General features: G+C 62.8%; 11 protein-coding genes. 6 read left to right on the forward strand and 5 right to left on the reverse strand.

Annotated features, from left to right (window positions below):
* The first annotated feature begins 93 nt into the window (after positions 1-93).
* On the forward strand, positions 94-990 hold the full coding sequence (locus tag ACFSUD_RS01925) for a LysR substrate-binding domain-containing protein (protein ID WP_386370926.1): 897 nt from the start codon (positions 94-96) through the stop codon (positions 988-990).
* Here ACFSUD_RS01925 and ACFSUD_RS01930 read toward each other — a convergent pair.
* Complete coding sequence (locus ACFSUD_RS01930; protein WP_386370928.1) at positions 960-1,379, reverse strand: VOC family protein; 420 nt, start codon at positions 1,377-1,379, stop codon at positions 960-962. The two genes, ACFSUD_RS01925 and ACFSUD_RS01930, sit on opposite strands and share 31 nt — an antisense overlap.
* Positions 1,380-1,438: 59 nt before the next feature.
* Between ACFSUD_RS01930 and ade the strand changes: the two genes are divergently transcribed.
* The 5 genes from ade to msrA all read left to right on the forward strand — a co-directional run bounded on the left by ade (position 1,439) and on the right by msrA (position 6,219).
* Entirely contained in the window at positions 1,439-3,241 is a 1,803-nt protein-coding gene (gene ade, locus ACFSUD_RS01935) for an adenine deaminase (RefSeq protein ID WP_386370930.1), read from the forward strand.
* The gene (locus ACFSUD_RS01940) at positions 3,238-4,701 is read left to right on the forward strand and encodes an AMP nucleosidase (RefSeq protein WP_386370932.1); all 1,464 of its coding nucleotides are present in this window, start codon (positions 3,238-3,240) and stop codon (positions 4,699-4,701) included. The genes ade and ACFSUD_RS01940 overlap by 4 nt, the downstream gene beginning before the upstream one ends.
* A 136-nt stretch (positions 4,702-4,837) precedes the next feature.
* Complete coding sequence (locus ACFSUD_RS01945; protein WP_386370934.1) at positions 4,838-5,125, forward strand: HU family DNA-binding protein; 288 nt, start codon at positions 4,838-4,840, stop codon at positions 5,123-5,125.
* Positions 5,126-5,263: 138 nt separating this feature from the next.
* The gene (msrB, locus tag ACFSUD_RS01950) at positions 5,264-5,713 is read left to right on the forward strand and encodes a peptide-methionine (R)-S-oxide reductase MsrB (protein ID WP_386370936.1); all 450 of its coding nucleotides are present in this window, start codon (positions 5,264-5,266) and stop codon (positions 5,711-5,713) included.
* A complete protein-coding gene (msrA, locus tag ACFSUD_RS01955; protein ID WP_386370938.1) occupies positions 5,710-6,219 on the forward strand; it encodes a peptide-methionine (S)-S-oxide reductase MsrA in 510 nt (169 codons plus the stop codon). The genes msrB and msrA overlap by 4 nt, the downstream gene beginning before the upstream one ends.
* A 121-nt stretch (positions 6,220-6,340) precedes the next feature.
* Here the strand turns inward: msrA and ACFSUD_RS01960 are convergent, their stop codons facing one another.
* The 4 genes from ACFSUD_RS01960 to mtgA all read right to left on the reverse strand — a co-directional run bounded on the left by ACFSUD_RS01960 (position 6,341) and on the right by mtgA (position 10,929).
* A complete protein-coding gene (locus ACFSUD_RS01960) occupies positions 6,341-8,347 on the reverse strand; it encodes a hydantoinase/oxoprolinase N-terminal domain-containing protein (RefSeq protein WP_386370940.1) in 2,007 nt (668 codons plus the stop codon).
* Between the two features lie 65 nt (positions 8,348-8,412).
* A complete protein-coding gene (gene queG, locus ACFSUD_RS01965) occupies positions 8,413-9,447 on the reverse strand; it encodes a tRNA epoxyqueuosine(34) reductase QueG (RefSeq protein WP_386370942.1) in 1,035 nt (344 codons plus the stop codon).
* A gap of 34 nt (positions 9,448-9,481) precedes the next feature.
* On the reverse strand, positions 9,482-10,147 hold the full coding sequence (fzlA, locus tag ACFSUD_RS01970) for an FtsZ-binding protein FzlA (RefSeq protein ID WP_386370944.1): 666 nt from the start codon (positions 10,145-10,147) through the stop codon (positions 9,482-9,484).
* A 59-nt stretch (positions 10,148-10,206) separates the two neighbouring features.
* The gene (gene mtgA, locus ACFSUD_RS01975; RefSeq protein WP_386370946.1) at positions 10,207-10,929 is read right to left on the reverse strand and encodes a monofunctional biosynthetic peptidoglycan transglycosylase; all 723 of its coding nucleotides are present in this window, start codon (positions 10,927-10,929) and stop codon (positions 10,207-10,209) included.
* Between the last annotated feature and the right edge of the window lie 129 nt (positions 10,930-11,058).

Below are 11,058 nucleotides of genomic sequence, written 5' to 3' on the forward strand. Positions count from 1 at the left end.
CATTCCTCCGTTTGCGTCAGACTGGCGAAGCACGGGTTGAATGACCAACGAAAAAAACGCTAGTCTCGTATAAGTTTTACTACTGGATATGTTATGGACCGTAATTCACTGCCGCCGCTGAACTGGCTGCGCGCCTTCGAGGCCGCGGCGCGGCATCTTTCCTTCACAGGCGCGGCGAGGGATCTCAACATGACTCAAAGTGCGGTAAGCCAGCAGGTCAAGGCGCTGGAGGGACATCTGGGACGGCCGCTGTTCTATCGGCGCGCCCGGATACTGGAACTGACGCAGACCGGTCTGACCTATCTTCCCGTTGTCAGAGACGCATTTCGCACGCTCAGCCAGGGCACCCGCGCCATCACAAGGGCCAGTGGCGACGTGCTGCGCATACAATGCAACCTCAGCTTTGCGGTATATTGGCTGGCGCCGCGGCTGCCCCGCTTCCAGGCCGCGCATCCCGACGTGCAGCTCTATCTTTCGACCGAGCTCTGGGAGCCCCGCGACATCGCCGAGGGTATCGACATCGAGATCCGCTATTCCCTGCGTCCTGCCGACACGGTGCTGGCCGAGCTGTTGCACAGGGATGCCTACTACCCGGTCTGCGCCCCGGGCTATGCGGTGACGCTGGCCGATCTAACGGCGCAGCCGCTATACGATTGTTCGAACATGATGGGCAGCTGGGCAGGCTGGGCGGAGGAACAGGATATGGACTGGCCGCAGCCGCCTATCACCTATTTCACCACCTATTCCATGCCGCTGGCCGTCGCGCTTTCAGGCGGCGGATTGGCGCTGGGGCATGATGCGATTGCCGCCGATCTGATCGTGCAAGGTCGCCTTGTCGCGCCTTTTTCGCATCGCGCGACGATGCAGGAAGCCTATTACCTGATCCAATCGGCTCCGGCACAGGGCATGGCCTCGGCGCAGGTCTTCGTTACATGGCTGCGCGCCGAACTCGCCGCGTTTCAAAGCGAGCGGCTGGCAACCCAGGCATAGCCGTTTTCACACAACACATAGGCCTCGCGCAGCCCATGCGGCCGATCGCTCGGCAACTGCAGGATCATACCGCCGGCCGCTTCGGCACGCGCGCAAACATCCTCGGGATCGCTGTCATAGAGCCTGATCTCGAGTCCGGCGCCGCGCGGCGGGTTTTCCGGCAACAGGGTGAGCAGCGGGTTCTCGTGATAGGTGCCGTCACTATGCAGCTGAAAAAGCTGATCACCATAGACCATGATCGCGAAATCGGCGGAGACGCGATGTCCTTTCATACCGAAAACAGCCTCTAGAAAGGCCACTTGCCGCGGCACGTCGCGGACCAGCAGGTTCAATCCTATCCCACGGAGCGACTGGCCGAAATCCTCGGCCGATACCGTCTCGTAATCCATGACGACACCTTACGTTACCCAAGCTTGAACCTGCCGCCAGCTTCGTGTCAACTTGGACCATGACGCAAGAAATATTTCCCTCCTGGCCCGACAGCGCCGCGCACCTGATCGACGTGGCCGCCGGACGCCGGGCCGCCGACATGATCATCACCGGCGGCATCTGGGTCAACGTCCACACCCGCGAAGCCTTAGTTGGCCACGACATCGCCATCGCCGTCGGGCGCATCGCTTTTGTCGGCGCTGACGCAAGCCATTGCCGGGGTGAGCAGACGCAGATCATCGAGGCCCATGGCCGCTATATGATCCCCGGCCTCTGTGACGCGCATATGCATATTGAGAGCGGCATGCTGACTCCGGCTGAATTCGCCCGCGCGGTGATCCCGCATGGCACCACATCGATGTTCACCGACCCGCATGAGATTGCCAATGTGCTGGGGCTCAAGGGCGTGAGGATGATGCATGACGAGGCGCTGATGCAGCCGATCAACATCTTCACACAGATGCCCTCCTGCGCGCCCTCGGCGCCGGGGCTGGAAACCACGGGTTTCGAGATCACCGCCGAAGATGTTGCCGAGGCGATGCATTGGCCCGGCATCATCGGGCTCGGTGAGATGATGAATTTCCCCGGTGTCTCAGGCGCTGATCCGAAGATGCTGGCGGAGATCGCCGCGACCCAGCACGCGGGCAAGACTGTCGGCGGGCATTATGCCTCCCCCGATCTCGGCCCGGCCTTCGCCGCCTATGTCGCGGGTGGCCCGGCGGATGATCACGAGGGCACCTGCGAAGCCGACGCCATCGCCCGGGTCCGTCAGGGCATGCGCGCGATGATGCGGCTCGGCTCGGCCTGGTATGATGTCGAAAGCCAAATTACCGCGATTACCGGAAAGGGGCTCGATCCGCGTTCCTTCATCTTGTGCACCGATGATTGCCACTCCGGCACGCTGGTCAATGACGGCCATATGAACCGGGTGGTGCGCCACGCGATCGACTGCGGTTGCGACCCGCTTGTGGCGCTGCAAATGGCGACGATCAATACCGCGACACATTTCGGGCTGGAACGCGAGATCGGCTCGCTGACCCCGGGGCGCAGGGCGGACGTAATCCTGACTTCAGACCTTGACACCCTCCCGATCGAGTTGGTGATTGCCCGCGGCAAGATCGTCGCCGAAGGGGACACCTGTCTGGTCGATTGTCCGCATTACGACTGGCCTGCGGCCGCCCGGCAGACCGTGAACATGGGCCGCGAACTGACGGCGAAGGATTTCCTCATCCCTGCCCCGGAAGGCGCCAATGCGGTGATGGCCAATGTCATCGGCGTGGTGGAAAACCAGGCCCCTACCAAGGCGCTGCAATTCGAACTGCGGGTTACTGAGGGGCGGGTGCAGGCCGGGGGCGAGGTTTGCCAGATTGCGCTGGTCGAGCGTCACCGGGGCACCGGCAATGTGGTCAACGCCTTCGTCTCGGGCTTTGGCTATGAAGGGGCGATGGCGATGGCCTCGACGGTGGCCCATGACAGTCACCACATGATCGTGGTCGGCACCGACGAGGAACAGATGGCGCTTGCCGCGAACCGTTTGCGCGATGTCGGCGGCGGCATCACGATTTTCCGCGACGGCGCGGAGCTTGCCTTGGTCGAACTGCCGATAGCCGGATTGATGTCAGACAGCCCGGCCCCCGAGGTCGCCGCCAAGGCCGAAGCGATGATGGAGGCGATGCGGGACTGCGGCTGCAAGCTGTATAATGCCTATATGCAACATTCGCTGCTCGCGCTGGTGGTGATACCGGAGCTGCGCATCTCCGATCTCGGTCTGGTCGATGTTCGGAAGTTCGAGTTCATTCCCCTGTTAGAGTCCCATACATGACCGCAATCCTCACCCCCGACGCCCCGATGTCCGAGCAATTCCACGACGCCACCGCCGCCGTGGACCGGCTCACTGAGCTCTACGCGCAGGCGACGGATTTCCTCTGCACCCAGTTCACCAATGCGATGGAAGTCGGCCCGCCGGAGGCGCGTGTCCGTGCCTTCTATCCCGAGGTTCGCTTTCGCACATCGACCTATGCCCATGTCGACAGCCGCCTGTCGTTCGGCCATGTCTCCGCCCCCGGCACCTATGCGGCGACGATTACCCGGCCGGACTTGTTCCGCAATTACCTGATCCAGCAAATCTCGCTGTTGCTCGACAATCATGACCAGCCGGTGATCATCGGTCCCTCCGACACGCCGATCCCGGTGCACTTCGCGGTCACGGGCGACCGGCGGCTGAACGTCCCGCAGGAGGGGGCCGCCGAGTTTACGCTGCGCGATGTCTTCGACGTGCCGGACCTTTCGACCACCAATGACGACATCGTCAACGGCACCTATGTGCCCCCCGACAACGTCGCGCCGCTGGCGCCCTTCTCGGCGCAGCGGGTCGATTACTCGCTCGCCCGGCTGGCCCATTACACCGCTACGGATCCTGAGCATTTCCAGGTCCACGTGATGTTCACCAACTACCAGTTCTACGTCACCGAATTCGAGGAATATGCCCGCGCCATGCTGCGCGATCCCGACAGCGGCTATACTTCCTTCGTCTCCACCGGCAATGCCGAGATCGCCGACGGGGACGCCGAGCTGGCCAGTTCGTTGAAGATGCCGCAGATGCCGACCTATCACCTCAAGCGGGCCGACGGCGCCGGCATCACGCTGGTCAACATCGGAGTTGGTCCCTCGAACGCCAAGACAGCGACAGATCATATCGCCGTGCTGCGTCCGCATGCCTGGATCATGGTCGGCCATTGCGCCGGCCTGCGCAATTCGCAGGCTCTGGGGGATTTCGTGCTCGCTCATGCCTATCTGCGCGAAGATCACGTGCTCGACGATGACCTGCCGATCTGGGTGCCGATCCCGGCACTGGCCGAGATCCAGATCGCGCTGGAACAGGCGGTCGCGCAGGTGACCGAACTCGAGGGCTACGAGCTCAAGCGGATCATGCGTACCGGCACTGTAGCGACCATCGACAACCGCAATTGGGAGTTGCGCGACCAATCCGGCCCGGTGCAGCGCCTCAGCCAGTCCCGGGCCATCGCGCTTGACATGGAAAGTGCCACGATCGCCGCCAACGGCTACCGTTTCCGGGTCCCCTACGGCACGCTGCTCTGCGTCTCGGACAAGCCATTGCATGGCGAGTTGAAGCTGCCGGGCATGGCCTCGGACTTCTACAAGAGCCAGGTTGCGCGACATCTGATGATCGGAATACGCGCCATGGAACTGTTGCGCAGCACGCCGATCGAACGTATTCACAGCAGGAAACTGCGTTCTTTCGAGGAAACGGCCTTCCTCTGAGCTGCGAAACGTCCAAAACCAGCAAAAAAACGCATGTTTTAAGGCCGATCAGCCCACTATTCGTTGTGTTCCTACACTACATACCGTTACATTCTGCCCATGAGGCCCTAAATTCGGGCGGACGAAGGAGATAACAATGGCAAAACCGATGACAAAAACCCAGCTCGTCGCCGCACTGGCCGAGGAAATGGGCACCGACAAGAAATCAGCCAACACGGCGCTCGAAGCGGTCTGCGACCTGATCACCCGCGAAGTCTCGAACGGCGGTGCGGTGACCCTGCCGGGCGTTGGCAAGATCTATTGCCGCGAGCGCCCCGAGCGGATGGTCCGCAACCCGGCGACCGGCGAGCAGTTCAAGAAGGAAGCCGACAAGGTGGTGAAAATGACCATCGCCAAGGCGCTGAAGGACAGCGTCAACGGCTGAACCTTCGCAAGGTCTGCCAATAAAGGGTCGCCTCGGGCGGCCCTTTCTCGTTTCAGCACCGGATACGATCCACCGACTCCCTTTGAATCTCGCTGGAACACCCCATCTAATAGGCCAAAGACTCCAAGGAGAGCCGAAATGCCCAGATACGAAAAGAACCCAGACGCCATCGCCGCCCTCACGCCCGAGGAATATCACGTGACACAGAACAGCGGTACCGAACGGCCCGGAACCGGCAAGCTGCTGCATAACAGCGAACCGGGGATCTATGTCGATATCGTCTCGGGCGAGCCGCTCTTTGCCTCTTCGGACAAGTTCGAATCCGGTTGCGGCTGGCCCAGTTTCACCAAGCCGATCGAGCCTGCCCATGTTACCGAATTGCGCGACGACTCGCTCGGCATGGTCCGCACCGAAGTGCGCAGCAGCCACGGAGACAGCCATCTCGGGCATGTCTTTCCCGATGGCCCGCGCGAGACCGGCGGGCTGCGCTACTGCATCAATTCCGCCTCCCTGCGCTTCATCCATCGCGACGACATGGAAACGGAAGGCTATGGCGATTATATCAACCAGGTGGAGGACGTCACATGAGCAGGCAACGCGCAGTATTGGCAGGTGGATGTTTCTGGGGCATGCAGGATCTGATCCGCAAGAGGAAGGGCGTGCTCTCGACGCGCGTCGGCTATTCCGGCGGTGACGTTGAGAATGCGACCTATCGCAATCACGGCACCCATGCAGAGGCAATCGAGGTAATCTTTGATGATGAGCAGCTGAGCTATCGTGATCTGCTGGAACTGTTCTTCCAGATTCACGACCCGACAACGCTGAACCAACAGGGCAACGATCGGGGGATGAGCTATCGCTCGGCGATCTACTACGAGAGCGAGGCCCAGAAAGCCATGGCGCTGGACACTATCGCGGATGTCGAAGCCTCCGGCCACTGGCCCGGCAAGGTGGTCACCGAAGTTGAGCCGGTCGGTGATTTCTGGGAGGCCGAGCCCGAACATCAGGACTATCTGGAACGTATCCCGAACGGCTACACCTGCCATTTCCCCCGCGCGGACTGGGTCCTGCCCAAGCGCGACGCGGCGGAGTAGTCCGGCCGGTTCGAGAGGAGCGAGATCCCGGGATCTAGTCCGGGGCTGACATTTCAAAGCCCCCGTGATCCCCGGACTAGATCCGGGGACCTCCTACCAGTCTCCCAATACTCCCCTCACCCTACCCCAAAGCCACCCGAGGCCGTCCCGCCGCCTCTACCGTCAACGTCGCTTCCACAAACACCTGCCGCGATTCGATCCCGGCGACCTGCACATCCCGTTCCAGCGTGACCTGAATATCCACTGCTCCTGCCGCCTGTGCCTGCGCCACCGCCCGACTGCGCAATTCCTGTTCGAGTTGGGTCAAGGCGCTCTCCTGATCGGTAAAATCCTGCGGCCCCGTTTCCAGATGCACCCGATATTTCCCCTCGCTTGGAGAGGTCACGACACCGCTCTGTCGCATCGTCACCCGACCGACCACCGCACCGATCGCATTGGCGACGCCGCCATGTTTCGGCAGGACCATCTCGCTGTCCAGCCTCTGCCCAACTGCCGGATAATAGCTGCTGGCGGAGGCGCCGAGCCCGACGACCGGCAGGTTCAGCCCTGCGTCGAGCCGTAGCAACCCGCGATGTCCGGCAAGCGCCGCGCGCAGCAGAACATGCCGCGCCATCGCCTCCGGCGACTGACCGAATATCTCGCCTTCTTCGGCAAAAGCGGTCTCTAACAAGGCCAAGGTCGTCTGTTCGGTCAATTGGTCGATGATCATATGAGCGGTGCTCTCGGCCTCGGCGGTAAGCCGCGTTCCGGCCCCTGTGCGCTTGCGCCCGAACAGAAGCAACGCCTTGCGCGCCGCTTCGACATCCCAGGTTCCGACGCGCCCCAGAACATGGCTTGCATCCGACGGCGTTACCCCGGCAATCTGAACCAGGCCGCGCTCCACCAAACGTCGCATTGCCGACAACTCCACTCGGTTCTGCAGGACATGGCCAAGCGGGCGAAGCGTATCGCCGATCCGGTCCAGCAGGGCCTTCTCACGCGGTCCCGCCCCTTCGGCAACCTGCCCGGGTATGGCGCGCACGAAACGCCCATCATGCTCACCCGGTGTGCTGCCGCGCAATTGCGCGTCAAGCGCGCTGTGAACCACCTCCGGGGCCTCCATGGCGATCAGCGCGACCGGCAACAGCCGTCTCGGCCCGAGCGTGACGCCGCCCTGCAAGCCTTCGCTGATGAAGTGAACCTCGCTGTCGCCGCCGAGCCCGGTGGTGCGCATCGCCACGGCCTCCACCATGGTACGATAGGGGCCAACGCGCGCGCCCGCCGGATCGATCTTCGGCCGCCCGGCGCGCAGCAGGGCAATATCCGTCGTGGTGCCACCGATGTCGCTGACCAAGGCCAGATCCGCCCCGGTCAGCCAGCGCGCCCCGACGATCGAGGCCGCCGGACCGCTGAGGATCGTCTCGATTGGCCTCTCTCGTGCCTGCAGGGCCGAGATCAGCGCACCGTCACCGCGCACCACCATCAGCGGCGCCTCTATGCCGAGTTCGGTCAGGATATCTTCGGTCCTCCCGATCAGCCGGTCGATCATCCCGATCAGCCGGGCATTGAGCACCGCCGTCAGGGCGCGCTTCGGGCCGTTCAACTTCGCCGACAGGTGATGGGAAGCCGAGACAGGTCGACCGGTCACCTCGGCCACCAGAGCCGCAGCGCGCAGCTCATGTGCCGGATTGCGCGTCGCGAACTGGCTGGCCACGGCAAAACCGCTGACATTGCCCCTGTTGGCCTCCAGAAAGGCGATCAGCCGCGGTTCATCCAGTGTTGCCACCTCGTTGCCCGCATGATCGTGGCCGCCGGACAGCAGCACCACCGGATCACCGTTGAGCGCTTCCGCAAGCCCATGGATCTCCAGATCGCGTTCCCTGAAACCGATATATATCAGACCGACGCGCTCGCCCTGCCCCTCGACCAGCGCATTGGTTGCCAGGGTGGTGGAAAGCGAGGCGAGTGCGACCTCTCGCGGCGCAACCTTTGCCTCCTCCAGAACGGCGCGCACGGCGTTCCCGACACCGATCGCCAGATCATGACGCGTGGTCAGCGCCTTGGCGGACGCGAGCACCTCTATTTCGTCACGGATCAGGACCGCATCGGTATAGGTCCCCCCGGTATCCACCCCCAACAGCAACGCCACGTCGATCTCCTTGCCTCTACACCTCCGGTCTAGAGGTTATCGACACGTCTGCCATCCCATTTGCGTCATTCCAGCGGCAGTCGCGCCACCGCCCAGCGCGCCGCGTCGGCGACAGTCGCATCCGGGTCTTCGGCACTGCGCTGCGCCACCTCGCGCAACTCGGCCAACCCGGAATTGCCGATTGCGTAGAGCACGTTGCGCAGAAACCGGTCGCGCCCGATGCGCTTGATCGGTGAACCGGAGAACCGCGCCCTGAACGCCGCGTCATCGAGCCCGGCCAGATCCGCCAGGTCGCTCGCCGTGGTTTCCTTCCCATGATAGCGCAGATCGCTGGCTGGCACGGCAAATTTGTTCCACGGACAGACGGCCAGGCAATCGTCGCAGCCATAAATCCTGTTGCCCATCTTTTCACGCAACTGCAGATCTACCGGCCCCTTATGCTCGATCGTGAGATAGGAAATACAGCGCCGGGCATCGAGCTGATAGGGCGCGACGAATGCCGCCGTGGGACAGATATCGAGACAGGCTCGACAGGAGCCGCAATGATCCGCCTCGGCCGGGTCCGGAACCAGGTCCAACGTTGTGAAAACAGAGCCCAGAAAGGCCCAATTGCCGAAATCGCGGCTCAGCAGATTCGTATGCTTGCCCTGCCAGCCGAGCCCGGCCGCCTGCGCCAAAGCCTTTTCAGGGACCGGTGCGGTATCGACAAAGACCTTGATTTCGCAGTCTTCCTGCGCAATCAGCCAACGCCCCAGGCGCTTCAGCCGCTTCTTGACGATGTCGTGGTAGTCGCGCCCCTGCGCGTAGACCGAAATCGCCCCTTTCTCGGGCCGCTCCAATATTACCCTCGGATCCTGCTCTGGAGCATAGCTCTCCGCCAGCATGATCACCGAACGCGCCTCGGGCCAGAGCGCCGCCGGGTCGCCGCGCCAGCCCATGCGCTCCGCCATCCAGCCCATCTGCCCGTGATAGCCGGCGGCGACAAAGGCCTCGAGCCTTGCCGCCACCTGCGGCACATCCCAGGGGCGGCAGATCCGGCAGGCGACGAAGCCCTCGGCGCGTGCCTGCGTCACCAATCGGTCTTTCAATGTCGCGCTCATGGGTCCCTCGCCGGGCAATAAACGCCCGGTGCCCTCAAAAATCGAGGTTGTTGTAATGCAGCGGCGGCGGAAAGCCCGGCACCTGATCGGCGAGGATCGAGCGGAAGGCCGGCCGGGATTTGATCTTGGCATACCAATCCTTGACCACCTCGCTGCGGTTCCAGTCAACATCCGAGATGTAATCGAGCGAGGACAGATGGGCCGCAGCGGCGAAATCAGCCAGGGTCATCACATCCCCGCCGAGCCAGCGGCGATGATCGAGCAGCCAGGACATGTAATCCAGGTGATATTTTATCGCCTTGGCCCCGGATTTCACATTGCTGCTGTCCGGATATCCCTGTTTCATCACCTTCTTGTTGACCCGCTCGTAAAGCAGTTTCGAGGTCACCTCGTGATGGAACTTGTCGTCGAACCAGCTCACCAGCCGCCGCACTTCCAGTCTCTGTACCGGATCCTTCGGCAGCAATCTCGGCTCCGGCCGCGTCTCCTCGAGATATTCGCAGATCGCCGCGCTTTCGGCCATCATGATCCCGTCAAGCCGCAGCACCGGCACCTTGGCCGCCGGATTGCGGCGCAGGAAATCCGGGTCTGCCTCCCAGTAGCGCTCCTCGACAAGCTCCACCTCGATCTTCTTTTCTGCCAGGCTCAGACGGACCTTGCGACAGAAAGGTGACAGGGGAACGTGGAACAGGCGGGCCATCATGTTTTCTCGAGAGCTAGAGGGTGAGACCCCTTCCATGCCCGTATTGGCGCCTCTTTTCAACTCTCGAAACAGGCCGCGCGACCATCGGCACGGATCGTCGCTGCGCCGTCGCGGATCTGCGCGCTGCGACGGCGCACGAAACTCGAAGGGTTGGCCGCCGAACGGTCCTTCGGCGAAGGCAGGATTGCCGCCAGGCGCGCCGCCTGGGTCGCGCTCAGATCCTGCGCCGAAACGCCGAAATAATGCCGCGCCGCCGCCTCGACCCCGAAGACCCCCTCATCGAATTCCGCGACGTTGAGATAGACCTCGAGAATTCGCCGCTTGCTCCACAGCGCCTCGAGCAGCGGCGTCAGCCCCGCTTCCATCGCCTTGCGCACCCATGACCGGCCATGCCAGAGATAGACGTTCTTGACGGTCTGCTGGCTCAGCGTCGAGGCGCCGCGCGCGGAACCCTCGGCAATCGCCTTGCGGATCGCCACGAGGTCGAACCCCCAATGCCGACAGAAATTGGCATCCTCCGCCGCCACGGCGGAGCGCGCCACTACCGGAGCGATGCGCGACATCGGCACCCATTCCTGCGCAACCCCGCCAAGCCGACGCGATTCCGAGAACATGTAGAAATTGCTCGGCGGATCGATCAGACGAAACAGCAGGATCAGCACCAGAACGAGGGCCAGGACCAACGCGACGCCGCGCAGGGCGAGCCGGGTCAGCCGCCGTTTCCAGTGGCGCAATATCGGTGTTGGACGGCCTTTCGCCGTTCTGCTCGCTCTTGCCATGATCCAGCTATAGGGGCTGACGTTTGATTTGTGAACAAGCACCGCCCGGCCTTCTTCTGGCCTTCAATACCTCACGGGGGCGCGGGGGTGTGAAACCCCCGCTCCGTCGCTCTCGGGGCGCGCCAGCTC

The organism is Sulfitobacter aestuarii (assembly GCF_042685005.1).
GTDB classification, from domain to species: Bacteria; Pseudomonadota; Alphaproteobacteria; order Rhodobacterales; family Rhodobacteraceae; genus Sulfitobacter; species Sulfitobacter aestuarii.